General features: G+C 32.8%; 24 protein-coding genes and 2 tRNA genes. 15 read left to right on the top strand and 11 right to left on the bottom strand.

Annotated features, from left to right (window positions below):
- Positions 1-95: 95 nt before the first annotated feature.
- Positions 96-2,525, bottom strand: a complete 2,430-nt coding sequence (locus tag EV145_RS16535) for a DUF5916 domain-containing protein (protein WP_133526307.1) — start codon at positions 2,523-2,525, stop codon at positions 96-98.
- Between the two features lie 325 nt (positions 2,526-2,850).
- Between EV145_RS16535 and EV145_RS16530 the strand changes: the two genes are divergently transcribed.
- The gene (locus EV145_RS16530; protein WP_133526306.1) at positions 2,851-3,573 is read left to right on the top strand and encodes a murein L,D-transpeptidase catalytic domain family protein; all 723 of its coding nucleotides are present in this window, start codon (positions 2,851-2,853) and stop codon (positions 3,571-3,573) included.
- Here the strand turns inward: EV145_RS16530 and EV145_RS16525 are convergent.
- Both EV145_RS16525 and EV145_RS16520 read right to left on the bottom strand, forming a co-directional pair.
- On the bottom strand, positions 3,562-5,154 hold the full coding sequence (locus EV145_RS16525; RefSeq protein ID WP_133526305.1) for a murein L,D-transpeptidase: 1,593 nt from the start codon (positions 5,152-5,154) through the stop codon (positions 3,562-3,564). The genes EV145_RS16530 and EV145_RS16525 overlap by 12 nt on opposite strands.
- 1 nt (position 5,155) lies before the next feature.
- Positions 5,156-5,593, bottom strand: coding sequence for a GNAT family N-acetyltransferase (locus tag EV145_RS16520; RefSeq protein WP_133526304.1), 438 nt, complete (start codon positions 5,591-5,593; stop codon positions 5,156-5,158).
- 134 nt (positions 5,594-5,727) lie between these two features.
- Between EV145_RS16520 and EV145_RS16515 the strand changes: the two genes are divergently transcribed.
- Together EV145_RS16515 and EV145_RS16510 are read left to right on the top strand one after the other, a co-directional pair.
- A tRNA-Gly gene (locus tag EV145_RS16515) sits at positions 5,728-5,800 on the top strand.
- A gap of 70 nt (positions 5,801-5,870) precedes the next feature.
- Positions 5,871-5,943: transfer RNA gene (locus EV145_RS16510), tRNA-Gly, on the top strand.
- A gap of 135 nt (positions 5,944-6,078) precedes the next feature.
- Here the strand turns inward: EV145_RS16510 and pepE are convergent.
- Positions 6,079-6,786, bottom strand: a complete 708-nt coding sequence (gene pepE / locus EV145_RS16505; protein ID WP_133526303.1) for a dipeptidase PepE — start codon at positions 6,784-6,786, stop codon at positions 6,079-6,081.
- A gap of 164 nt (positions 6,787-6,950) precedes the next feature.
- Between pepE and EV145_RS16500 the strand changes: the two genes are divergently transcribed.
- The 8 genes from EV145_RS16500 (at position 6,951) to EV145_RS16465 (ending at position 13,765) form a co-directional block, all read left to right on the top strand.
- Complete coding sequence (locus EV145_RS16500; protein WP_133526302.1) at positions 6,951-7,718, top strand: carboxypeptidase-like regulatory domain-containing protein; 768 nt, start codon at positions 6,951-6,953, stop codon at positions 7,716-7,718.
- Positions 7,705-8,469, top strand: coding sequence for a hypothetical protein (locus EV145_RS16495; RefSeq protein WP_133526301.1), 765 nt, complete (start codon positions 7,705-7,707; stop codon positions 8,467-8,469). Before EV145_RS16500 ends, EV145_RS16495 begins: the two co-directional genes overlap by 14 nt.
- On the top strand, positions 8,456-9,184 hold the full coding sequence (locus tag EV145_RS16490; protein ID WP_243739276.1) for a carboxypeptidase-like regulatory domain-containing protein: 729 nt from the start codon (positions 8,456-8,458) through the stop codon (positions 9,182-9,184). The genes EV145_RS16495 and EV145_RS16490 overlap by 14 nt, the downstream gene beginning before the upstream one ends.
- Positions 9,174-9,929 (top strand): hypothetical protein, encoded by a 756-nt coding sequence (locus tag EV145_RS16485; protein WP_133526300.1) that lies wholly within the window; start codon positions 9,174-9,176, stop codon positions 9,927-9,929. The genes EV145_RS16490 and EV145_RS16485 overlap by 11 nt, the downstream gene beginning before the upstream one ends.
- Positions 9,926-10,432 (top strand): DUF6702 family protein, encoded by a 507-nt coding sequence (locus tag EV145_RS16480; RefSeq protein ID WP_133526299.1) that lies wholly within the window; start codon positions 9,926-9,928, stop codon positions 10,430-10,432. The genes EV145_RS16485 and EV145_RS16480 overlap by 4 nt, the downstream gene beginning before the upstream one ends.
- Positions 10,433-10,498: 66 nt before the next feature.
- Complete coding sequence (locus EV145_RS16475; RefSeq protein ID WP_133526298.1) at positions 10,499-12,745, top strand: M1 family metallopeptidase; 2,247 nt, start codon at positions 10,499-10,501, stop codon at positions 12,743-12,745.
- A gap of 107 nt (positions 12,746-12,852) precedes the next feature.
- Positions 12,853-13,200 carry a twin-arginine translocase TatA/TatE family subunit gene (locus tag EV145_RS16470; protein WP_133526297.1) on the top strand — a complete coding sequence of 116 codons (348 nt, stop codon included), beginning with the start codon at positions 12,853-12,855 and terminating at the stop codon, positions 13,198-13,200.
- 1 nt (position 13,201) lies between these two features.
- The gene (locus EV145_RS16465; RefSeq protein ID WP_133526296.1) at positions 13,202-13,765 is read left to right on the top strand and encodes a phosphatase PAP2 family protein; all 564 of its coding nucleotides are present in this window, start codon (positions 13,202-13,204) and stop codon (positions 13,763-13,765) included.
- A 62-nt stretch (positions 13,766-13,827) separates the two neighbouring features.
- Here the strand turns inward: EV145_RS16465 and EV145_RS16460 are convergent, their stop codons facing one another.
- The 6 genes from EV145_RS16460 to EV145_RS16435 all read right to left on the bottom strand — a co-directional run bounded on the left by EV145_RS16460 (position 13,828) and on the right by EV145_RS16435 (position 18,491).
- Positions 13,828-14,547 carry a phytanoyl-CoA dioxygenase family protein gene (locus tag EV145_RS16460; protein ID WP_133526295.1) on the bottom strand — a complete coding sequence of 240 codons (720 nt, stop codon included), beginning with the start codon at positions 14,545-14,547 and terminating at the stop codon, positions 13,828-13,830.
- A 79-nt stretch (positions 14,548-14,626) separates the two neighbouring features.
- Positions 14,627-15,268, bottom strand: coding sequence for an O-methyltransferase (locus EV145_RS16455; RefSeq protein WP_133526294.1), 642 nt, complete (start codon positions 15,266-15,268; stop codon positions 14,627-14,629).
- Positions 15,269-15,379: 111 nt separating this feature from the next.
- Positions 15,380-15,712: a hypothetical protein gene (locus EV145_RS16450; RefSeq protein WP_133526293.1), complete on the bottom strand. Its 333-nt coding sequence runs from the start codon at positions 15,710-15,712 to the stop codon at positions 15,380-15,382.
- A 259-nt stretch (positions 15,713-15,971) separates the two neighbouring features.
- Positions 15,972-16,520 carry a hypothetical protein gene (locus tag EV145_RS16445; protein WP_133526292.1) on the bottom strand — a complete coding sequence of 183 codons (549 nt, stop codon included), beginning with the start codon at positions 16,518-16,520 and terminating at the stop codon, positions 15,972-15,974.
- Positions 16,521-16,524: 4 nt separating this feature from the next.
- On the bottom strand, positions 16,525-17,916 hold the full coding sequence (locus EV145_RS16440) for a hypothetical protein (protein ID WP_133526291.1): 1,392 nt from the start codon (positions 17,914-17,916) through the stop codon (positions 16,525-16,527).
- 5 nt (positions 17,917-17,921) lie between these two features.
- Entirely contained in the window at positions 17,922-18,491 is a 570-nt protein-coding gene (locus EV145_RS16435) for a YceI family protein (protein WP_133526290.1), read from the bottom strand.
- Positions 18,492-18,804: 313 nt separating this feature from the next.
- Here EV145_RS16435 and rlmN point away from each other — a divergent pair, with 313 nt between their 5' ends.
- Complete coding sequence (gene rlmN / locus EV145_RS16430; RefSeq protein WP_133526289.1) at positions 18,805-19,854, top strand: 23S rRNA (adenine(2503)-C(2))-methyltransferase RlmN; 1,050 nt, start codon at positions 18,805-18,807, stop codon at positions 19,852-19,854.
- Between the two features lie 85 nt (positions 19,855-19,939).
- Here rlmN and EV145_RS16425 read toward each other — a convergent pair whose 3' ends face one another.
- On the bottom strand, positions 19,940-20,800 hold the full coding sequence (locus tag EV145_RS16425) for a hypothetical protein (protein ID WP_133526288.1): 861 nt from the start codon (positions 20,798-20,800) through the stop codon (positions 19,940-19,942).
- Between the two features lie 157 nt (positions 20,801-20,957).
- Between EV145_RS16425 and EV145_RS16420 the strand changes: the two genes are divergently transcribed.
- From EV145_RS16420 to EV145_RS16410, 3 genes are all read left to right on the top strand, one after another.
- On the top strand, positions 20,958-21,935 hold the full coding sequence (locus EV145_RS16420; protein WP_133526287.1) for a polyprenyl synthetase family protein: 978 nt from the start codon (positions 20,958-20,960) through the stop codon (positions 21,933-21,935).
- A gap of 190 nt (positions 21,936-22,125) precedes the next feature.
- Entirely contained in the window at positions 22,126-22,686 is a 561-nt protein-coding gene (locus tag EV145_RS16415; RefSeq protein WP_133526286.1) for an RNA polymerase sigma factor, read from the top strand.
- Positions 22,673-23,386: a hypothetical protein gene (locus EV145_RS16410; RefSeq protein WP_133526285.1), complete on the top strand. Its 714-nt coding sequence runs from the start codon at positions 22,673-22,675 to the stop codon at positions 23,384-23,386. Before EV145_RS16415 ends, EV145_RS16410 begins: the two co-directional genes overlap by 14 nt.
- Positions 23,387-23,475: the final 89 nt, after the last annotated feature.

Below are 23,475 nucleotides of genomic sequence, written 5' to 3'. Positions count from 1 at the left end.
AGAAGACCGCGATACATTTATATTTAATAAAACGAAGCGTATTAAAAAATAATAATTTAATTAAAGAAGGACTTATTTTTTAAAATTAATTCACGCTAAGCTCTTTTTCTGAACTTATTTTTGACAGCATTATAGTCAATAAAATATTTGACACTGATTGAAAAAACATGTTTTAATGCATCATTATTTAGTAAAGCCGTAACGTTGTCCTTAAACTGTTTGTCGATAACGCGCTCAAAATTATCGGCATTATTACGATATAAGATAGAAACCTGGCTTCCTGGTGCAAACCACCATGAATAAGATAAATCGGCATTCCAAGAATAAAAACTAGAATTTTTATTATCAGTATATTCCGGATATGGAGTCAATGTGCCATCTGGTTCCAATTGTAAAATATCTTTATTTTCAGCATACGACCAGTATTGTCTTACCGATAAATTAAAGGTCATAGTGCTATTCAAAGCATATTTTCCGCCAAGCGTATTAGAATATGTAATAACATTTCGATTTGCAAAAACAATATTATCAGCGGTGCTTTCATTGTTATCCCCATCTACACTGTCAATATAACCTTTGTTGTTGTTTTTTCTAAAAAAGCTGAAATAATAAGTCAGCAATAATTTGTCATTAAAACGATATCTCGGACCTACATCAAAGCCGTATGCCATTCTTCCTGGTTCATCTGCAAACACAATAGAAGGATTCAAATCCAATGCGAATTTTTTATTGTAATTAGTCGAAACACTTGCCCAGGCTTCTACTTTTCGCGGTATAATAACATACCTGTTATCAGCTCTTGGTTCATAATAATCATGTGATTCAAGAGGGTAGATCGTTAATCCTCCTCCGTAATAATTGTTTTTTATGGTCGTCAGGTTAACGTTTGCATTAATGCTGTTGTCCTGAACTTTTCCTGATTCTTTATTAAATTCGGCATACATATTATAGTTGATTCTAAAGCTGTTGAAAAGCTTCGTCGGATTTAGAATTCTATAATTGGCATTTCCATAAAAATTATAATAATTGGTGTAAAAATTAATTCCAAGATCATTTGGATCATAACCTTTAGTTACAAAATCAGAACCAAAACTGTAACGGTATTTTCCGCTTGTTTCAGCAAAGCCAACTGTGGTGAAAACACCATTTTTATCTTCTTCCTGATTAATATGACTGTATTTTGCATTTCCGTATAAGCTGTAGGTGTTTGCTTTTGTGTTTAAATCCCAAGCCAGACCTGTTACATTTGCATCTCTGTAATGACCGTTTCTAGTCACATTGGTATTAATAAAGGTAACCGATGAGTTTTTACGAAAACGTTGATCTAGAACTAAAACATTGTAATTAGTCAGGGGTTCAACAATAGCACGTCTGGTTTCGTTCGAAATGGTGTCTTTTATTGTCGCATATGTTTTTTCGGTCACAGCATTTAAAACTCCAATTCCTAATCCTTTTTTAGTTCTTCCTGAAACTTTCAAAGCATTAATAAGATTGACATTCTGAACATTTTCAATGATTTCTTCATTGTCATTTAAATCAGGGTCAATTGACGGGCTTCCTCCAATTCGTCTAGAATAAAAGATGTTGCCTTTATTAAACAAGTCGGTTCCTTCTGTAAAAAAAGCACGATTTTCATTAAACTGCTGTTCAAACGGACTAAGATTCAAAATTCGATCGTCGTATTTTGTTTGCCCAAAATCAGGAATTAGAATAGCATCAAGTGTGAAAGCATCATTAATTCCGTATTTAATATCCATACCGCCTTTCATTGTGCCGTAGGTTTTTTGGCCATCGGCGGCATTTAAATAATAAGAAGCATACGGCAAAAAGAACAATCGAGTAGGAGGTTTGATATTTTCAATTCCTGCTAATTCACCATTTTGCTGTGTAAAAGTTCCTATTTTAGTATCAATTAAGTTCCAAGTATATTTTTTACGCTCGCGTTTTACTTCTCTAAAAAAATTAATTCCCCAAGTTTGTTTGTTTTCTGCCGAAAAACGCAACGCCGCATACGGGAGTTTAATTTCGACAATCCAACCTTTATCTGTAATTCTGGCTTTGCTAATCCAGACAGCATCCCAAGAATAATCTTCTCCAATAGCATCAGTCATAATACAATCACCCTGAACATCAGCTGCCGAAACAAAAAATTCAAAATTTTGCTGACCATCGTTAAAACCATTTACAAAAACACCAAAAATATCTGCTGTTCCAAAATTATCACGCTGCGAAATTTCTTTTAAAATTTTGTTTGGTTCATCATCATACATCATCGCGCCAATGTAAATAGCATCATTATTATAGAGAACCTTGATTTCTGTTTTTTTTCCATCAGGAATTGCTTTGCCATTATCAGGTTCAAACATGATAAAATTGGAAGCAATTGGAGCGTTTTCCCAAGCAGCTTCATCTAGTTTTCCATCAATCGAAATGGATTCCACAGTTGATTGAGCCTGAAGGATTTTCTTCTGGCTATAACTCCAAAAAGTGGATAAAAGAAGGCTTAAAAAAATTAATTTTTTCATGAAATTTTTAAAAAGAAAATGGCTGACTAAACAGGTATTACTGCACTAATAGACTATGATTTGTTCTAATTGTTACAGTTTTGAGGGGCAAAAGTAATGTTTAATTGTGTTTTCTTTAAGAAAATGTACGAAAACATTTAGATTTTTAGCATAAGTAAATATCTTACAAAAAAAGATGTTTTTTGACCTGAAATGCAAATTTTTTACTATTATAATGTTAAAGTTTAAGTAAAAACGCACTGATTCAGCCTATTGAGTTTCAATCGCTATAAAATTTTTATATTTTTGCCCTACCCAAATTTAAATATTAACCTAAAGAAATTCAATGATTTACAAAACTTTCCCCTTATTGGTGTTTTTCTTATTGTCTTTTGGTAAAGATTCAAAAAGCACCCCTGAAACTAAATTTACACCGACTAAAAACATTGCTAAAGTTGAAAAACTTACAGTTGATGCCAAGATTGAAAGTGTATATAGCGCTTTAAATTCAAATCATTTTCAGTTGCCGGAACTTAAAACTTTTTCTGAAGCTTTAAAAGGTTTCTATATTCTTAAAGAAAAAGGAGTTGTACAAAAAGACATTTTAACGCTAATCGACTTTAGTTTGTCTTCAAACAGCAAACGTCTGTGGGTTATTGACTTAGCAACTAATACTATTTTGTATCAGTCATTAGTGGCGCATGGCCGTAATACGGGTGAAGAATTTGCTTCATCATTTTCAAATAATAATTCATCTTATAAAAGTAGTCTTGGTTTTTACACCACAGGTGAGATTTATCAAGGAAAACACGGAGCCTCACTTCGTTTGGATGGATTAGAAAGAGGATTTAACAGCAATGCCCGCGAAAGAGGAGTGGTGATGCATGGTGCTGATTATGTTTCAGAATCTTTTATAAGAGATCACAAAAGATTAGGCAGAAGCCAAGGTTGTCCTGCGATTCCTTTTGAATTGAGAGATGAAATAATTGAAGCTATAAAAGGTAAATCGTGTTTGTATATTTATCATCCATCAAGAAGTTTTTCAATGGAAGAAAAGCTAATTTCTTAATTTAGCATACAAATCCGAATCTAGATTATAAATATCAGCTCTAAAAATGAGCTGATTTTTTTTGCTCCAAGCAGTCCAATACCATTGATATAAAGCGTATTTTTTTGTGATTTTGAAACTCATTGTTTTTTTAGAAGCAATTATAGTGTCAATTTTTACTTTTGAAAATCGTACTGTGTCGTTTAAAATATGTTCAGCAAGTTCTAAAGGATTTTCTATACGAACACATCCTGAACTTAAAGAACGATTGCTTCGGCCAAAATAATTACGATGATTAGTATCATGTAAATAAACGCTATGGTGATTTGGAAACAAAATTTTCATCACTCCCAATGAATTTGTATATCCAGGGCTTTGTACGTATCGATAATTGTTAGGTTTGTTTTCGTTCCATGCAGTTGGTTCAACAACATGTCCAGAAGTATCATATATTGTGATGTTTTTATTCGCTAAATAATTTCTGTTTTTTTTCATGGCTGGGACAACATCTTCCTTTAAAATAGTTGGAGGAACAGTCCATGTTGGATTAAAAACAACCGTCTTTAAAGTTGACGTTATAATAGGTGTTTTTCTTTTGCTGGTTCCTACTACAATATTTCGGACCAGTGTCGTGTCTTGATCTTCAACAACATTCAAACTATAATCTGGAATATTTATGATGAAATAATTTTCGGCAAAATCGGCTGTAAACCATCTCCAGCGTTCTAAGTTGGCTATAATTTGCTGTTTTCTTCTTTCTTTAGAATAATTAAGTGCGCTGATAGTTCCTTGACCAATAACGCCGTCAGCCGCTAAGCCGTGTCGTTCCTGAAATTTCTTAATTGACTCAAATGTTTTTCTGTTGTAAACGGTAGTTAAACTGTCTTTTCCAGTCATGTCTCCCCAAAACAATAGTCTTTTTTTGATGTTGATTAACGCAGCATTGCTCTCGTTTAAACTTATTTTTTTTGTCAAAGAATCAGTAGTTATCTTTTCGATATTGTCGTCCTGAAAAGTATCAATGATTTCTAATGCTTTAAGCAATTCTTTATAAGTTTCTGATTTGGGCTGAATATTATCAACAATGCTGTCTAATTTATTTTTATTGAAGGCTTTTATAAGAATATTATTTACATCTAAAACCTTTTCATCTAGATCCCAATCCGTATAAATTTTCTTGGGATCTAATTTTCCTTTGAAAAGATGATTTAAATATTTTTCGAAATTATAAGTCAGTAAAATGTCATAAGTTGCTAATTCAGTATCACTTAGCGAGCTGATTCTTTTTTCGAATTTTTGCAGTTGGGAAGCTTTGTAATCTTCTGGATCTAAGCCCAATTTTTCTGAATTTTGCAATTGTGATAAAACGTAAGTTCTTTTCTTCAGATTTCCCCAAACGGTTTTATTTTCTGATGAATTGTAAAATTGTTTAAGTGTTTCGCTTTTATAAGTACCTATTATTGCAGTGTCAATTTCGACTGATCTTTCTTCTGTAAGAATAATTGCGGGTGCCTTTTTTTTGACAACAGGAATGATTTTCGGCTCGTCTTTTTTACAGCCGATAAATATGCATATTGCTAAAAAAAAGTAAAGTTTTCTCATTTTATAATTTTTTATACATCAAATAATGTTCGCCAACATCTTTAATGTCAAATGCTTCGCCCAGAGTTTGATAGTTCATTTTTTTGTAAAAACCAACGGCAGCTGTTCGCGCATTGAACCAAATTAATTCGACATTGTTTTCATTGCAGTAGGTTTCACAATGTTTAACTAACGCTTCGCCAAATCCTTTTTTTTGATGTGTCAGCAAAACTGCCATTCCGCGAATCTGCGATTGATTTTTTTCGGCAAAGATAGGGTTGATTTGAGAAAATAATGAAATAATTCCTGTTAAATTATCATTTTCAAATAAGCCAAAATGATGTGTTGTTTCTAAATCATCTCCTTCAAAGATACAGCTTTCTATAGGTTTTCCTTCTCTTAGGACAGGCTGACGAACGATATAAGTTTCTTTTGACGGGATTTCTTTGATGATATTCATAATTTTTGAAAAATAATTGATTTTATAACTTTTTAATTTTAAATGGGTTATAAATTATTGTTGTTTTTTATTGATTTTTTTTGCCTAAAAACTTGTTTTGAACTTAACTTTCTTTTTATATTTGCACCACCAATGCGAAAGTAGCTCAGTTGGTAGAGCTCCAGCCTTCCAAGCTGGTTGTCGCGAGTTCGAGCCTCGTCTTTCGCTCTAAAATAAATATTTTTTAATTTTTATTTTTTTAAAAGTTTTAAATTATTTATATTTGCACCCTGTTAATGCGAAAGTAGCTCAGTTGGTAGAGCTCCAGCCTTCCAAGCTGGTTGTCGCGAGTTCGAGCCTCGTCTTTCGCTCTTCAAAAGCCTCAAACATTGTTTGAGGCTTTTTTGTTTTTATTCCTTTTTAAAACCATATAAGTTATGTAAGCAAGTAAATTTTTCTCGAAGAAGATTTATTAGATGAACTTATATAGTTATATGGTTGAAAAATTATTTTAAGTAGCTCAAATCGCTTTCTGTTTCTAATTCGATCGGAGTTTCGTTTTGTTTGAACAAACGCGCCGTCAGATTTCCTTTCAAAGTGATTTTTTCTCCTTTTACTTCCAGCCAGCTTCCTTCTCTTAAGCCTAAAACCGGAATCGAATTGAAAGCATGGAATTCTTTTATTCTAGTTTCGCGAGTTTCTCCCATATGTTTCGACTGCAAATCTGGATCTAAATAATGCGGATTTAAGTTGAACGGAATCAATCCTAAAGTTTGAAAACTTGGAGGATAAATTATAGGCATGTCATTTGTGGTCTGCATTGACAGTCCGCAAATATTGCTTCCAGCACTAGTTCCCAAATAGGGCGTTCCGTTTTTTACAGTTTCGGCAAGAAGCTGCATAATGTTATGTCTGTATAATTGTGTTACCAATAAAAAGGTATTGCCTCCGCCAGTAAAAATTCCTTCAGCATTTTTGATGGCTTCTTTTGCATCTTCAAATTCGTGAATTCCTTTTACTGAAATGTTAATTGATGCAAAAGCTTCAGAAACTTTTTGAGTATAATCGTCGTGCGAAATGCCACTAGGGCGTGCGTAAGGAATAAATAAGAGATTTTTGCAATTTTTAAAATGAGATTGTAAAGTAGGTAATAAATACTCTAAATAACTGCCTTCGTGAAGAGTAGAAGTGCTGGCAATGATAACGCTTTTCATAATTTTTAAAATCAGATTCTTTATGCTAAAGATATTAAAAACTCTCAGTTTGATGACGATTGCCGCGGTTTAATTAACATATTTTTACCAAGTCCTTAGTATTAAATTTGGAACACATTAAGATATTTTTACTGCTTTAAGAATAATTTTAAATTTTTATCATTTTGATTAATAAAATTGCTTGTTTTTTGTTTGTGGTTTGGGGGCAAAACGTTTGCTCGCAAGTTCAGGAACGAACTTTAATTAATGGTAAAGTAGCTTCTAATGTTTCAGATCTAGAAGGTGTTTACGTAATTAATGCTCAAACTGAAGCGATGACGGTGACAAATGCCTCAGGAGCTTTTTCGATTTTAGCTAATGTTGGCGATACGCTTGTTTTTTCATCAATACAATTTAAAGAAAACAAAGTTTTATTAACGGCGGCTAATTTTTCAGATATAAATTTTACTGTTAGATTGAGCATGGTTATGCATCAACTACAGGAAGTTGTGGTTCGAAATTATAACGGAATAAATGCTGCATCTTTAGGAATTGTTCCAAGCGGACAAAAAACATATACGCAAGCAGAAAGACGACTGCGTACCGCAACGGCTTTAGATGCTCAGGCTACGGGCGGAACAATGGCTGGAGGGTCGATTTCGGCAGATCCGTTGCTGAATTTTTTCTCAGGTAGAACGGCGATGCTTAAAAAGGAAGCCGAGGTAGAGAAAAAAGAAGCTTTTATGAAGCTTTTAGAACGTATGTTTACTTTGGAACATTTTGTTGATCGACTCAAAATTCCTTTAGAATATGTAAAAGGCTTTGAGTATTATGCAGTCGAAAATGATAAGTTTACTGTAATTTTGAACTCAAAAAATAAAACTTCGACGGAGTTTCTGCTGGCGGAACTGGCAACTAAATACAAAGAAATAATTGCAAGTGAAATCAAATAATACTTTATATATAATCTTCTTTTTGTTTCTGATGCAGTTTAGTTTTGGCCAAAATTTGGTTCGAAAAGAAATTCTTGGACAAATTTTTGAACAGTCAACTACTGTTGATGGTGTAAATATTATTAATACTACTTCGCATGTTGCGAAAGTTTCAGGTGGTAACGGAGCGTTTTCTATTGCTGTAAAAGAAGGTGATGTTTTGGTTTTTTCTGCTTTTAGCATGGATTCGTTAAAATATATGATTACGGCTGAAGATTTAAATCTGGAAAAGCTTATTATTAAAATGAAAGCTAATAAAATTGAGTTGAAAGAAGTAATTATTAATACACAAATTACAGCCGAAAACCTAGGAATTGTGCCACATGGACAAAAAACATATACGCCGGCAGAAAGGAAACTAGCTACAGCTGGAGATTTTAAGCCTATTTCGTTATTGGGCTTGCTGGGAGGGTCAATGCCATTGGATCCTGTTATTAATAAAATTAGTGGAAGAACGAAGCGATTAAAAGAACTGGTTGCAGTTGAAAGGAAAGAGATGAATATAGAGCAATTGGGTAATCTATTTGAAGACGCCTATTTTATTGATTATTTGAAAATACCTTCTGAGTATGTTCTTGGGTTTAAGTTTTATTTTGTCGAAAGTCAGGATATAGGTGTTCTTTTGCTAGAGAAAAATAAATCAAAAATAACTCCTTTGATGGCGGAGTTAGCTTTAAAATACAAAGAAATAATTGCAAGTGAAATCAAATAATACTTTATATATAATCCTCTTTTTGTTTCTGATGCAGTTTAGTTTTGGGCAAAATTTTGTACGAAAAGAAATTCTTGGACAAATTTTTGAACAGTCAACTTCTGTCGACGGAGTAAATATTATCAATAATACGACCCAGGTTTCGACAATTTCTGACGTAAACGGAATGTTTTCGATTGCAGTAAAAGAAGGCGATGTTCTTGTTTTTTCATCTGTAAATCTAGATCCGCTTAAGCATAGAATTACTGTTGAAGATTTGAATTTGGATAAAATTCAGATCAAAATGACAGCCAAAGAGATTGAATTGAAGGAAGTTGTGGTGAATGAAAATCCACAAATCACTACCGAAAATCTTGGCATTGTGCCACATGGACAAAAAACATATACGCCGGCCGAAAGGAAAGTTTATACGGCCACTTCGACCTCAATAGATAAAATACTGAATAAAATTTCTGGACGTACTGCTATGCTGAAAAAAGAAGTAATTGTAGAGAAAAAGGAGATGCTTTTCAGGAAAATGGAGTATCTTTTTGAAGAGAATTATTATACTGAGCGATTAAAAATTCCTGTGGATGATATCAAAGGATTTCAATTATTTTGTGTGGATGATGCCCAATTTGCCGTATCTTTGAATACAAAGAACAAAACAATGAGTATGTTTTTAATCACAGATTTAGCCAGAAAATATTTAATTATCCTCGAAAATGAAAAATAGTTTATCAGTATTTGTTGTTTGCTTGTTTTGTCAAATCGCATTAGGGCAAAATTCAGTTAGAATACCGCTTCACGGACAAGTGGTAAATACATCTTTATCAATAGAAAGTGGTCATGTAATGAATATTAATGCAAACACCAGAACTTTTATAGGTGCTGGAGGATTGTTTGATATTTTGGCAAAACCAAAAGATACTTTAGTTTTTACCGGAATGGCATTTCAGTCTAAAAAAATTGTGCTGACTGAAAAAGATTGCGCAGAAATTCTTTTTACTGTACCATTAGAATTGGTGAATAATCAATTAAAAGAAGTTGTTGTTCATAAAGAATTAAAAGTAAAAACTCTGGGAGTAGGTTCTCAGGCAATTGTAGATATGCAGTTTGAAGATGATAAACAGTCAACTGCAAAAAATACTGCTATGTATTCTGATCAGACTATTAAATATGGAACTGATTTCGTTAGAATCTTTAAAGATGTTAAAAAACTTTTGAGGAAAAAAGACGATGTAAAAGAAGAGGAAATATCAGATATTGCTTTTGTCGCTTATACAAAAGATAATTTCAAACCTGACTTTTTTACTAAAACTTTAGGATTAAAAGAAGATGAAATAGATTTGTTTTTAATGTATTGTTCTAATGATCCAGAATCTAAAAGACACGTTGATCCTGATCAAAAATTTGAATTGATTGACTTTTTAATCAATAAGAATAAAGAATTTAAAAAATCGAACGTTGTTCAAAAATGAAAAATAGATTAATTTATCCTTTAATTGGGATATTGTTTTTATCGCTTTCTGCATTTACATTTCATAAGTTTTATATGGGTGTTTTTCAGGTGAATTATGCCTCTGAAAAAAAAATGATTCAAATTACTTCCCGCATATTTGTGGACGATTTGAATAAAGGATTAGAAAAAAAATACCACAAAAAAACATTTGTTGGCACTGATAAGGAAACTCCCGAAGATATAGAATTATTGAAAAAATATTTGGCTGAAAATTTTACCATTAAAATAAACGGCCAGACAAAAGCAATAACTTTTTTATCTAAAGAAGTGGAGTCTGATGATGTTTTGGTCTGTTATTCTCGAATAAAAGATATTGAAAAGTTTAAAACACTCGAAATTTTAAACTCTATTTTGGTTGATTGGAATGCTGAACAGCAAAACATTACACATATTTCAGCGTTTGGCACTAAAAAGAGTGTGCTTTTTACAGAATCTTCAAGGAAAGAAGTGTTAAAGTATTAGAGGGTAGGTGAAATTATCATTTTAATTGTTATTTTCACACCCTGATAAAATTACCATTAAGCTTTTATGAAAAAACTTTCATTATTATTACTTTTTCCTGCAATGCTAGTTGCTCAGGAAAAAGCAAATACTCCACCGGTTCCAAGGCAACAAGGAAAGTACGACACAAACAAATTCAGTCAAATGTATGATTTGCTGGCAACTCCAAATATGTTCCGTACGGCATCTGGAGCTCCAGGACCAGCGTATTACCAACAACAGGCTGATTATAAGATTGATATCGAACTAGACGATAAAAATTCAAAAATAACAGGTTCTGAGGTTATTACTTATTCTAATAATTCTCCAGATAGTTTAGAATATTTGTGGATTCAGTTAGATCAAAATCAAGCAAAAGCAAATACACAAAGCACTTTAGCGGAAAGCGAAAAAATCAATCAGGTTTTGCCGTTAGATGGTTTTTCAAGTAAATACTTGAAAAAAGATCTAGAGCGCGGTTTTAATATCGAGCAAGTAAAAGATGCTAAAGGGAACCCAATGTCATATACCATCAATGAAACAATGATGCGCATTAACTTGGCTACTCCTTTAAAACCAGGTGAAAAGATTTCTTTAGCTATAAAATGGTGGTACAACGTCAATAACTATAGAAAAGAAGGCGGACGTTCAGGTTATGAATTTTTCGAAAAAGATGGTAATAAATTATATGTAATTGCTCAATTCTATCCTAGAATGGCAGTTTATAATGATGTTGAAGGTTGGCAGAACATGCAGTTCTGGGGAAGCGGAGAGTTTGCTCTTCCTTTCGGAAACTTCGATGTAAACATCACAGTTCCTGCTGATCACGTAATCGATGCTACAGGAGAATTGACAAACAGAAGTGAAGTTTTTACTGCTGAACAGGTAAAACGTTATGAGCAGGCTCAAAAATCTTTTGACAAACCTGTTGTAATTGTAACTCAGGCTGAGGCTGAAGCGGCTGAAAAAGGTTTTTCTGAAAAGAAAAAAACATGGAAATTCAGTGCTAAAAACGTACGTGATTTCGGAATTGCATCTTCAAGAAAATTCATCTACGATGCAATGGCTGTAAAATTAGGAGGCAAAATTGTCATGGCAGAATCTGTTTATCCTAAAGAAGCAAACCCGCTTTGGGGAGAAACTTCAACGATGACAGTTGCGCATACTTTAAAAAGCTATTCATCTCATACTTTTGACTATCCTTATCCAAAAGCAGTTTCTGTTTCGGCAGAAGATCAAGGTATGGAATATCCTATGATTTGCTGGAACTTTGGTCGTCCAGACGAAAATGGAGTAACAAGCAAAGAAGTTAAAAACGGAATGATTGGTGTTGTTATTCACGAAGTAGGACACACTTTCTTCCCAATGATTGTAAATTCAGACGAGCGTCAATGGACTTGGATGGACGAAGGTTTAAACTCGTTTTTAGAATATTTAGCAGAACAGGAATTAGATCCAACTTTCCCTTCAAGACGCGGACCAGCTAAAAATATTGTTCCTTACATGAGCGGTGACCAAAAGTTTTTAGAACCAATTATGTCTAACTCTGAAACGATCGCGCAATTTGGAAATAACGCTTACGGAAAACCGGCTACAGGTCTTAATATTTTGAGAGAAGTAGTTATGGGAAGAGAATTATTCGATTACGCTTTTAGAACTTATGCAAACAGATGGAAATTTAAACACCCAACTCCTGAGGATTTCTTCAGAACAATGGAAGATGCATCTGCAGTTGATTTAGATTGGTTTTTCAGAGGATGGTTTTACTCAACTGATTTTGTAGATATCGGAATTAAAGAGGTAAAACAATATTACGTTTCTGACACTCCAACTGCTGATTTGAAAGATGTAAAAGTTAGAAAAGGACGTTTTGGTTTAGATAAAGGACCTTTTGTTTACTTAGTTTCAGGTGATAATGCAGAAGTTAGTGCTTCTAGCAAAAAAGCACTTAAAATCGAAGATATTAAACCATTGGCAACGTATGTTGATCAAACGTTTACGGCAGAAGAGAAAGCGGCTATAAAATCGCCAAAGTATTTTTATGAAGTTGAATTTAATAAACCAGGTGGAATGATTATGCCGATCTTAGTAGAAATCACTTACGAAGATGGTACAAAAGCTAATTATCAATATCCAGCTCAAATCTGGAGAAAGAATAATGATACCGCTAAAAAAGTTTATGCAACTTCAAAAGCAATCAAAAGCATTCAAGTTGATCCAAAATTAATGACTGCTGATATTGATGTAACCAACAACGCTTGGCCAAAAGCAGAAGAAAAATCAAAATTTGATTAATAATAAAAAAAAAAAAGACTCTGAAAAGAGTCTTTTTTTTTTAAGTAAATTTTAAAACTCTAAGCAGCAAAATTTAATATCTTTGTGACCACACAAAAATTAAAGATATGTTCGGTATAGGAGGAGGAGAATTAGTTTTCATACTGTTTATAGTATTAATGCTTTTTGGTTCAGATAAAGTGCCAGAAATTGCTCGTACAATGGGAAAAGCAATGGCACAGTTAAAAAATGCTACCAATGATATTAAAAGCGAGATTCACAAAGGAGCTGAGGCAAATGGACTTGACACTAAATCTCTTAATAGTATAACAGGTAATATCAATGCTCAGATTAATGAAGCAAAAACAAATCTAATTGGAGATTCAGGAAATCTTTTGGGAGATACTGCAACAGAAATTGATAAAGTAAAAGAAGATATTGATTCACTTTCAGGACCTATAAAACGCCAAATTTAATATGCTTGAAAAAATACAAGAATTAGATACAAATCTCTTTGTGTATCTGAATGGTTTAGGCTCTGAAACATACGACAAACTTTGGCTAATTATTACCGAGCAGTTGAATTGGACGCCTCTTTTCCTATTAATGTTCTATTTTATTTATAAAAAAATAGGAGGAAAACAAACCTTGTATTTATTGCTTTTTATAGCTGTTTTAATTGCTTTCACTGATCAGACGTGTAATTTGTTCAAGCATACTTTTGAACGCTTGCGTCCGTGTAATAATCCAGAATTAAATTCATTTATTCGAGTTGTCCAGGTTAGAAAATCATACAGTTTTTTCTCCGGACATGCTGCAAATACTATGGCTGTTGCGACTTTTTTATTTTTGGTTTTAAAAAGCCGTTTCAAATATTTAGGATTCTTGTTTTTATGGCCTTTAGTTTTTGCTTACAGCCGTATTTATTTAGGATTACATTATCCAGGTGATATTTTGGCTGGATATTTCTTCGGAGCACTTTTTGGGTCTTTGATTTATTTGGTGTACCGAAAACTAAAACCACAATATTTTCCAGAATAGTTTTTTAAAAGGTTCTAAGATGCTAAGAAGCTAAGGTTCTGAGGTTTTTGTTCTTGCAATCTCTAGTTTTGAAGTGCTGTCTTTTCACTCCATTGAAGTCCTTGAGGAAGTTGTTCTTTACTAAATTCAATATGAATAACTCTTCTTCTTTCGTTGTTTGTAGTTTTGTTTGAAGCATTAAATAATAAAGGCTTCATAATCATAATACCGCCCTTTTCAACTTCACAAATTGTTTCATTATTTTCAAAATCAAGATTTTCGATTCTCAAAATTCCTTTTGAATGTGAATTATTTATGACTTTTAAGTCGCCATTATCTTGAGTGGTGTTGTCAAGATGAATTCTAATAGTAAAATTGTTGTCAAGAATTTTTCTTGGTGGCTGAACCGCAAACTGATTTTGTTTTACAGTCCAGTTTTCGAAGTTTTCGATTTCAATTTTCTTGTCAACGGAAATCGTTAAATCTTGATGATAAGCCACAAACCAATTTGATTTTTCTGGTTTGTCAAAATAGATGGATTTCGTAATAAAGTAACCTTCTCCAAAAGTAGATTCTATAATATTTTTTAAATTTTGATTGAAGATATAAGGAAAAGTTTCTGGGATTTCTTTATGGAACTGTCTGATAGCAAACAAATCCTGAGATTTTCTAAAAGTAGAAGTACCTGCTTTGTTTTCAATATTATTCTCAATTAACGAAATCAATTTCTCAATTTCATTTTTAGTATAAACAGTATTTATAATTGTAAAATCTTCAGTATTTATTTCGTTTAAAGAATTCATTTGAAAATAATTGTTTATTTAATTACAGATTCTAAAAAAAACTCAGAATCTTAGTTTCTTAGAACCTTAGCAACTTTTTCTAAAGAACCCTACTCACGGTCAATCCATCACGAATAGGCAATAAAACCGTTTCTACACGCGGATCATCTTTTAAAAGTTGATTGTACTCTAAAAGCACTTTTGTGCTCACATCATTTGGATGAACTGGCTCCAGAATTTTACCGCTCCATAAAACATTATCAGATAAAATAATGCCGCCTTTGTTCATTTTTGGAACAATCATTTCCCAATAATTTAGGTAGTTTTCTTTATCGGCATCAATAAAAACAAGATCAAATTTCACGTCGATTGTTGGAATAATATCAACTGCTTCTCCTAAATGTTGAAAAATCTGCTTTCCCCAAGGCGAAGCATCAAAATATTTTCTTTGAAAATCAACTAATTCTTCTTTAATGTCAATAGTATGTAATTGACCATTTTCCTGCATTCCTTCGCATAAACACAAAGCAGCATAACCTGTGTACGTTCCGATTTCCAAAATATTTACCGGACGTATCAATTTAGAAAGCATGCTTAAAACACGTCCTTGAAAATGACCACTGAGCATTCTTGGCAAAAGAATTTTTTGATATGTTTCTTTGTTGAGTTTTGCTAATAATTCTGGTTCGTTTTCAGAATGTTGTTCGATATAATCTTCTAAGTCTTGTGAAATAAAATGCATGTTGTAGTATCTTCTAATTTAAAGCAAAAATACAAAAAATATCCGCTCACTTTTTTGTATAAAAAAACCATTCGTGTAGGCGAATGGTTTCTTGTTCAATTTTAAATAAAACTATTTTTTCAAAGCTTCATTTACTTCTTTTGCTGTTTTTACGGTTCCGTCTTTTGCTGCTTTTGCTGCATTTTCTACTTTTTCAGCACCTTTTTTGGTGGCATCTTTTACATCTTCAGCAGCTTTTTGAGTCGCGTCTTTTACATCTTGGGCAGCTTTTTCTGTTTTGCTTACTGCGGTGTCTTTGGCCTCTTCAATATCTGTTGTTAAAGAATCTACTTTGTTTCCAAGAGTTAATTCCTCATCTGCAGGTTTTGGTTCTTTCTTTTCGCAAGATTGTACAGCGAATGCTAATAAAGCGACAACAGCTAAGCTTAAAATTTGTTTTTTCATAATAATCAATTTTTTTAGGTTATAAAATTTAAAGGTTATAAAGCTGAAAAATAAAGATACACATTTAAAATGACTGCGCGCTTTGTAAGATTATTTTCCTTTTAAGAGCAAGACAATTCTCGTGCCAGATTTTATAGTTTAGAAAGAATAATTAAGAGTTTTTTTTAAAACAAAAAGGCATCCTAAAAAAAGACACCTTTTTGAAAAAAAAAAGAAACATGAAATATTTAATACAAACCCAATCAGGTTTGGCGGTTACTTATTTGTATAAGCTGAAATTAATAACAAGTTCATCTTTCACTTTAATTAAACCGGCCATTTTTGTTGGCGGAACTAATTCTATATCAGAAAATTTTAAGTTAATTGTTCCCTGAATTTTATTGTCATCAGTATAAAGTGTAAAATCTTTGTATTTGAGCGTTTTGTTTGTAATCAGAAAATTGAGATTGCATTTGTAATTTTTCCCAACTTGTCTAATATCCCTTATGCAAACGGTACTGTTTGGAAACTGTTTTATTTTTACAGTTCCCTGTAAGTCCTTTGTCATTATTTTATTTCCACAATCAAAATTTGACATCTTGATTTCAGTATTTAAAATGTTTTTTTTGATTGAATTTAAGTAAACGGTGTCTTTTGCATTAAACAAATTAGAGCAATTATACGCGCCAATAGTAGAAGTTCCTGTGATTTCAATTTTGATTTTATTGATAACTATAACAGAATCATCTGCTAAAAAAGTGGGTTTAGCACTTCCTAAAAAAAAGAAAATTACTAAACCCGGAATTAAAATTTGAAACCTTCTAAACATCGTATCAGAATGAAATTACAGCTTCAAACATTAATCCTTTAAAACTTCCTCCATAAAAATCACTTGGAATTGCGCCATTAAACTTTGAGTAGTTTTTATAGTTTTGATCAACATACTCTAATTTTGCTAAAACATTTTTAGTCATAAACCAGCCTGCTGCAGCTTCAAATCTATTAATCTGAATTGCCTGAGTGTTTGCATTTGCAAGTTTTTCGTCAACTAAATTATATTTTCCACCTACATAAAATCTTTCACCTTCACCAAAACGGTATATTAAATCTCCAACATATTGATTTACTTTACGAGTATCATCAGTTCCTTTATAGTCACCGCCTGAAGTGAATTCTAAAGTTCCAAAAAATTCAAGACCTTTATATTTAATAAATGGATTAATCATATATGATGTAGCCCAGTTTCCATATCCTGGATTAAATCTTCCTGTATCTTTATTGGCAGTTGGATCAAAATTATTGGCAACAGCAGTTACTGTTGCTCCAGTCGCAGGGTTGATTACATTATAATCAGAATGGCTCATTACGCCATAAAAGCGACTTCCTGCTCTGTCTGAAGCATATAAATTTCCACTAGAATTTGCTGTGTGATAATACGATCCCGTAAGTCTGATTCTTAAATCTTCGTTGATTTGCTTATCCCATCCTAATTTTGCAAGGATTGATGGGCTTATAGTGGTGTTATTGTCCGGTTTTGTAGCGGTAGGTGCTGCAGGAACAATTTCTTTAACATCTTGATTTAGTTTAGAGTTGGTAACGCCAATCATGCTCACAAATCCAGATCTGTTGTAGTAAAGTTCAGCTCCCATTTCAGTAATGAAGGCATCCATTATATTATTTCCAACAAAAGGGTTCATAAAAGCATTCCCATTGTCCGATCTTCTAAAGTGCGCGTCACCATAATTGTTCTCCATTTGACCAATTTTGATCGTCGCATATTTCATGAAGTCAGCTAAGAAATCTTTCTTTATGAAGTCTAGTTTGTCAATTTGCAAATAACCGCCTTTTACCCAAGTTTCATTGTGATGTCTTGAAGCAAGATATACATCTAAATTTACGCGTACACCATCATATAATTGTGCTCCAATAGTAAAATTGGCATTGGGTAAATTGAAATTATTTTCCAGATTGTTTAGTCTGTAACCTGGAGCTGTCGCTAAATCTTTTTGGTCATTATAAGAATTTAAAGCTTGAAATTGAAGCGCGAATGCAGCTCCCATATCAACACTAAGTCCTTTATAAGCAACGGTATCTTTTTTTACATCAAATTGATTTATACCTTTTTGGCTCCTTGGAATTTGGTTCTGAATGTGTCCAAAACTAACTTGTGCATTTGCGACAAATGTACTTGCCAGCGTTATAAATAGGATATAGATTTTTTTCATGGTTATTATAAATTAAAGTTTAAATTAAATTTTAAGGTCAAATCCTGGCCTGTTTTGATAGTGCCAAGCAAAGCGGTTGGAGATTTCATTCCAAAATCTGTAAAGGTGATTTTGTTTGATCCCTGTATGTTCAATCCATCTTTGGTAATAGTTGTTTTTACGGTAGTTTTCAAAATTTTACTAACTCCTGCAATGGTGTAGGTTCCTGTGAGTTCCCAAGTGGTTTCGTTTACTTTTTCGGCAGATTTTAAAACATATTTTATGTTCTTTTGTTTATCTGTTTTCAAAGTTTCGTAAGCGACTTTATCCATGCTTTTTTTCTCACTTTTAATGCTTTCTGCTGATAGAACCACAGATAAGGATTCGATTTCAGTTAGTCTAGAATTGGTGATTGTAAAATTGGCTGCTCCAGTTCCTGAACTCGATTTCATTTCCCAATCATGCAATGTTGAAGTGCCTAAAACTGAAAATGTAGATTTGTTATCTAAAGTGTAGCTTTTTTGTGCACATGCGAATGAGGTAATTCCAAAAAAGGAAATTACAATTGCGAGTAATTTTATTTTTCTTAATTTCATTTGATAATATTTTATTGAAATGTTTATGGCTCGTGAGCCAATTTTGCCTTAGTACTAATAGCATCCTTGTTAACTTGAACCAAATTTATTCCTCAAACATTAAGATTTTACTGATAAAAATCATTGTTAAAATTTTATTAAAATGATATTTATAAACTACATCGATTTCATTAAGTTTTACATAGGTTTTAATTATATAGTTGTGTGTTAAAGTTTTTGGATTTAATGGTTTTTAGAATAGCACTTTCATCAATTTTTAAGATTGTGTTGTAGTTTATACCATTAGAAATGAACAAATACTTAAATTTGCAGCATGCAAATCGAGAAAAAAGATATAAGAGCCTTATCAAAAGATCAGTTACGAGATTTTTTTGTCGCAAATAATGACAAAGCTTTTCGTGGAAATCAAGTGTATGAATGGTTGTGGAGCAAAGGAGCGCATAGTTTTGAGGATATGACGAATGTTGCAAAAACAACACGTGCTATGCTGGAAGATAATTTTGTTATCAATCATATAAAGGTTGATACCATGCAACGCAGTAGTGACGGAACTGTAAAAAATGCCGTTCGGCTTCACGATGGTTTAGTAGTAGAATCAGTTTTGATTCCCACCGAAACCAGAACAACTGCTTGTGTTTCAAGTCAGGTTGGCTGTAGTTTAGATTGTAATTTTTGTGCTACCGCAAGATTAAAGCGTATGCGAAATCTGGAACCTGGAGAAATTTACGATCAGATTTTGGCAATTGATAAAGAAAGCCGTTTGTATCATAATCATCCGCTTTCGAATATTGTTTTTATGGGAATGGGAGAGCCTTTAATGAATTACAATAATGTCATTAAAGCAATCGATATGGTTACTTCGCCAGAAGGTTTAGGAATGTCACCAAAACGCATTATGGTTTCGACTTCGGGAATTCCAAAAATGATAAAAAAAATGGCCGATGACGATGTAAAATTCAAATTGGCGGTTTCGTTGCATTCAGCTATTGATGAAATCCGCGCGAAAATTATGCCTTTCAGTAAAAACTTTCCTTTAAAAGATTTACGAGAAGCCTTAGAATATTGGTACAGAAAAACAAAAAGTAAAATCTCATATGAATATGTAGTTTGGAAAGGAATCAACGATGATAAAGCTTCTGTTGATGCATTGGTGAAATTCTGTAAATATGTTCCTTGCAAAGTCAATTTAATCGAATATAACCCAATCGACGATGGCGAATTTCAGCAAGCTTCTGAAGAATCTATTATGGCTTACATAAAAGCTTTAGAGAATATTGGAGTTGTTGTAAAAGTAAGACGCAGCCGCGGAAAAGATATTGATGCTGCCTGCGGACAATTGGCAAATAAAGAAGCTGAAGTATAAATAGTACGGGATTTTAAATAAACAAAAAAAGCATTAAGAATGAGGAATATCCTCGATCTTAATGCTTTTTTTTAGGCAAAAAGGATTATTTTTTCAAATCAACTTCTTCCGTTACTCCGTCTTTTGTAATTGTTGCAAGGCTATCGCAGTCTCCATTGCCGTAATCAATAACTGCCGTAGCTCCATTTTTAGTAACAGATACGACTCCTTTTACAGGATATGATTTTTTGCATAATGCTTTAAATTGTAATGGGGTTGTAATTTCAGCAGAAAAAGTATCTCCGTTTGGGAAAGTCGTTGTACCGCTTCCAGTTACTAGATAAGCATTGTCGTCCCAATTGAACCAGGTATCAAAACCTTCAACCATTTCTTTAACTAAATTGCCTTTTCTGGTATAAACGCCTCCATCATCAAAAGTAATAGTCAAGTCGATTGCAGCGGTAAAAACCGGATGTGCTGTTGCAAGCAAATCGGTTGTTTTTACAGTTCTTACTATGCTTTTGCTTCCTTGAAGTTTTTTGCCATTGTGATAAAATCCATCAAACGTATAACTAATAGTCTGTGTAGAAGAGGCAAAATCATTAGAAAAAGAAATAATCATTTTTCCTTTCACAGTGTTTCCGTTTCCAAGTGTACAGCCTTCAGCACCAAAATCGACAGTTCTTGTCCAAGTGTTATTGGTTAATACTGTTGTAATAGTAGCGCAACTCGGAAGGAAATTTTTTACCACGCCGCTTGGTTTTGCGGTTACGTTTTGTTGCGCGCTAAATTGGTCTTCAGCAATATTCGTTACATCATCAATTGAGGCATCAATTTTAGAATTTGTAATGATCTCATCTTTTGTAATTGCTGCAGATGATCCGTCATTTGTTTTTTCATCAGAGTTACAGCTGACAAAAAAAGATAAAGCTGCTAATGTTCCAATAAAGAAAATTTTTGTTTTCATAATAAATTAGTTTTACGTGATTTTAATTAATGAACTCAAATTAGGCTTTAACTAGATTGTTTTTTGGTGGTGAATTTATATTAGTAAGCAAATTGTTGATATACTAACATAAAATAGACAACGTTTTTTTATTTAAAATAGTATATTTGAAATCGAAATGAATATTACTTCCCAAATAAAACAGCCCATTTTTAACGAAATGGAACTTTTTGAAAAAAAGTTTCATGAATCGATGACTTCGAAGGTCGCGCTGCTGAACCGTATTACTTATTATATAGTTAATCGAAAAGGAAAGCAAATGCGTCCGATGTTTGTTTTTCTTACTGCAAAAATGGTTTCTGGAGGTGTTGTAAACGAAAGAACGTATCGTGGAGCTTCTGTAATTGAATTGATTCATACCGCCACTTTGGTTCATGACGATGTTGTAGACGACAGTAATCGCCGTCGCGGATTTTTCTCAATCAATGCGCTTTGGAAAAACAAAATTGCGGTTCTGGTTGGAGATTATTTGCTTTCAAAAGGATTATTGCTTTCAATTGATAACGGTGATTTTGATTTACTCCGAATCATTTCTGTTGCTGTTCGTGAAATGAGCGAAGGTGAATTGCTTCAAATTGAAAAAGCCCGAAGACTTGATATTACCGAAGATGTTTACTACGAAATTATCCGAAAAAAAACGGCAACATTAATCGCAGCATGTTGTGCTCTTGGTGCAAAAGCAGTAATTGAAGATGATGTTCAGGTTGAGAATATGCGTAATTTTGGAGAGCTTATCGGAATGGCTTTTCAAATTAAAGATGACTTATTCGATTACAGCGAAGAAGCTATTGGTAAGCCAACAGGAATTGATATTAAAGAGCAAAAAATGACTTTGCCTTTAATTCACGTTTTAAATACTTGTACGCCGCAAGAAAAAAAGTGGTTGATAAACTCCATCAAAAACCACAACAAAGACAAAAAACGTGTAAAAGAAGTGATTGCCTTTGTAAAAGATAATAATGGTTTGACTTACGCCGAAAACAAAATGGTCCAATTCCAGCAAGAAGCACTTTCTCTGCTTCAAAACTTTGAAGATTCTGAGTATAAAGAGGCGCTGACTTTGATGGTGAACTACGTAATCGAAAGAAAAAAATAATTAGATAATCAGATAATTAGAAAATTTGTCAATTAGATAATTGGTTGTACTTTGTTGTGAATCAATTATCTAATTGACAAATTTTCTGATTTTCTAATTGTTTTTTCCCTCCCATGCAACCATTTTAAATCGACAATCGTCTATGCTAATAGAAGTCTGTTTCTAAAGCCAAAAACCGAAAAGCTTATTAATGAAAATTATTCCGTTACATCAAGAAGAAACCAAAATCATAAAGCTGGCTGTCGAAAATAATCGTCAGGCACAGCAACAGATTTATGGCAAGTTTTCTTCAAAAATGTTAAGTGTGTGTCGACAATATATAAAAGACATTCAATTAGCAGAAGATGTAATGATAACCGCCTTTATGAAAGTGTTTACAAATTTAAGCAAGTTTGAACACAAAGGAAGTTTTGAAGGCTGGATCCGCCGAATCATGGTTAACGAATGTATTTCTTATTTAAGAGTTCAGAAAAAGGTAAAATTTGCCGAAGATGAATTTTTTGTTGAGGAGAGTTTCAATGAAATCGAGAGTCAGTTTACTGTTGAGCAAATTCAGTTTTTAATTGATGCTTTACCTGACGGTTATAAAATGGTTTTCAATTTATACGCGATTGAAGGTTATAAACACAATGAAATTGCTAAGATGTTAGGGATTAATGAAGGAACATCGAAATCGCAATTATCGCACGCTAGAAAAATGCTGCAAACACAAATTACTATTTTAAAAAAACAAGATAATGGAACCGAATAATTTTGAAAAGGATTTCCGTGAAAAACTAAATCAGCGCAAAATTGAACCAAGCGATAAAGCCTGGGATCGATTAGATGCGATGCTGAGTGTTGCTGAAGAAAAAAGACAACCTAAAAAGAAAAGTAAAAAATGGTTGTACATCGCAGCAAGTCTTATCGGATTATTGGTTGGAACTTTATTTTTTAATCAAGAAGAAAATACAATTGAAACGCCAAAAAATACAGTAGTAGAAAAAGAAAGCGAAAAAGATTCTGTAGCAAAACCAATTTTAAATAAGGTTGATGAAGTTAAAACTGAAATCGCTGTTTCAGAAAATCCTTCAAATGAAGCTGTGAATAAAGAAGAAAAAAATCATAATAACACACCAAATAAAATCAGTAAAAAGGAATCAAATCAAATAGCGGAGTCTTCAATCATCATCAAAAACAATCAAGAAAAACAATCATTAAGTAATCAAACTCCAATTGTCGAAACGCCAAAAAAAGAAAACGTAGATCAATTACTAGATTCGGCAGAAAAAACAATTGTGGCGGAAAATTCGGCGAAGCCAAAATCAAAAGTAAGAGTCAACGCTAATGATTTATTAAATCAAGTCGACGGCGAATTAGAGCAATCCTTCAGAGAGAAAGTAATCACAAAAGTCAATAAAAATTATCAGACGGTTAAAGTGGCTTTGGCAAACAGAAATCAGCAGGAGTAAAGAGTAAAGAGTAAAGAGTAAAGAGTAAAGAGTAAAGAGTAAAGAGTAAAGAGTAAAGAGTAAAGAGTAAAGAGTAAAGAGTAAAGAGT

This window comes from Flavobacterium sp. 245 (assembly GCF_004362055.1).
Classification (GTDB): Bacteria; Bacteroidota; Bacteroidia; order Flavobacteriales; family Flavobacteriaceae; genus Flavobacterium.
The sequence above is the reverse complement of the archived record's forward strand: the minus strand, read 5'-3'. Positions and strand labels throughout refer to the sequence as shown.

What these genes read in the sequence shown, in the direction of transcription:
- EV145_RS16535 (WP_133526307.1), bottom strand. Translation starts at nt 2,525, where the DNA reads ATGAAAAAATTAATTTTTTTAAGCCTTCTTTTATCCACTTTTTGGAGT.
- EV145_RS16530 (WP_133526306.1), top strand. Translation starts at nt 2,851, where the DNA reads ATGATTTACAAAACTTTCCCCTTATTGGTGTTTTTCTTATTGTCTTTT.
- EV145_RS16525 (WP_133526305.1), bottom strand. Translation starts at nt 5,154, where the DNA reads ATGAGAAAACTTTACTTTTTTTTAGCAATATGCATATTTATCGGCTGT.
- EV145_RS16520 (WP_133526304.1), bottom strand. Translation starts at nt 5,593, where the DNA reads ATGAATATCATCAAAGAAATCCCGTCAAAAGAAACTTATATCGTTCGT.
- pepE (WP_133526303.1), bottom strand. Translation starts at nt 6,786, where the DNA reads ATGAAAAGCGTTATCATTGCCAGCACTTCTACTCTTCACGAAGGCAGT.
- EV145_RS16485 (WP_133526300.1), top strand. Translation starts at nt 9,174, where the DNA reads ATGAAAAATAGTTTATCAGTATTTGTTGTTTGCTTGTTTTGTCAAATC.
- EV145_RS16480 (WP_133526299.1), top strand. Translation starts at nt 9,926, where the DNA reads ATGAAAAATAGATTAATTTATCCTTTAATTGGGATATTGTTTTTATCG.
- EV145_RS16475 (WP_133526298.1), top strand. Translation starts at nt 10,499, where the DNA reads ATGAAAAAACTTTCATTATTATTACTTTTTCCTGCAATGCTAGTTGCT.
- EV145_RS16470 (WP_133526297.1), top strand. Translation starts at nt 12,853, where the DNA reads ATGTTCGGTATAGGAGGAGGAGAATTAGTTTTCATACTGTTTATAGTA.
- EV145_RS16465 (WP_133526296.1), top strand. Translation starts at nt 13,202, where the DNA reads ATGCTTGAAAAAATACAAGAATTAGATACAAATCTCTTTGTGTATCTG.
- EV145_RS16460 (WP_133526295.1), bottom strand. Translation starts at nt 14,547, where the DNA reads ATGAATTCTTTAAACGAAATAAATACTGAAGATTTTACAATTATAAAT.
- EV145_RS16455 (WP_133526294.1), bottom strand. Translation starts at nt 15,268, where the DNA reads ATGCATTTTATTTCACAAGACTTAGAAGATTATATCGAACAACATTCT.
- EV145_RS16450 (WP_133526293.1), bottom strand. Translation starts at nt 15,712, where the DNA reads ATGAAAAAACAAATTTTAAGCTTAGCTGTTGTCGCTTTATTAGCATTC.
- EV145_RS16445 (WP_133526292.1), bottom strand. Translation starts at nt 16,520, where the DNA reads ATGTTTAGAAGGTTTCAAATTTTAATTCCGGGTTTAGTAATTTTCTTT.
- EV145_RS16440 (WP_133526291.1), bottom strand. Translation starts at nt 17,916, where the DNA reads ATGAAAAAAATCTATATCCTATTTATAACGCTGGCAAGTACATTTGTC.
- EV145_RS16435 (WP_133526290.1), bottom strand. Translation starts at nt 18,491, where the DNA reads ATGAAATTAAGAAAAATAAAATTACTCGCAATTGTAATTTCCTTTTTT.
- rlmN (WP_133526289.1), top strand. Translation starts at nt 18,805, where the DNA reads ATGCAAATCGAGAAAAAAGATATAAGAGCCTTATCAAAAGATCAGTTA.
- EV145_RS16425 (WP_133526288.1), bottom strand. Translation starts at nt 20,800, where the DNA reads ATGAAAACAAAAATTTTCTTTATTGGAACATTAGCAGCTTTATCTTTT.
- EV145_RS16420 (WP_133526287.1), top strand. Translation starts at nt 20,958, where the DNA reads ATGAATATTACTTCCCAAATAAAACAGCCCATTTTTAACGAAATGGAA.
- EV145_RS16415 (WP_133526286.1), top strand. Translation starts at nt 22,126, where the DNA reads ATGAAAATTATTCCGTTACATCAAGAAGAAACCAAAATCATAAAGCTG.
- EV145_RS16410 (WP_133526285.1), top strand. Translation starts at nt 22,673, where the DNA reads ATGGAACCGAATAATTTTGAAAAGGATTTCCGTGAAAAACTAAATCAG.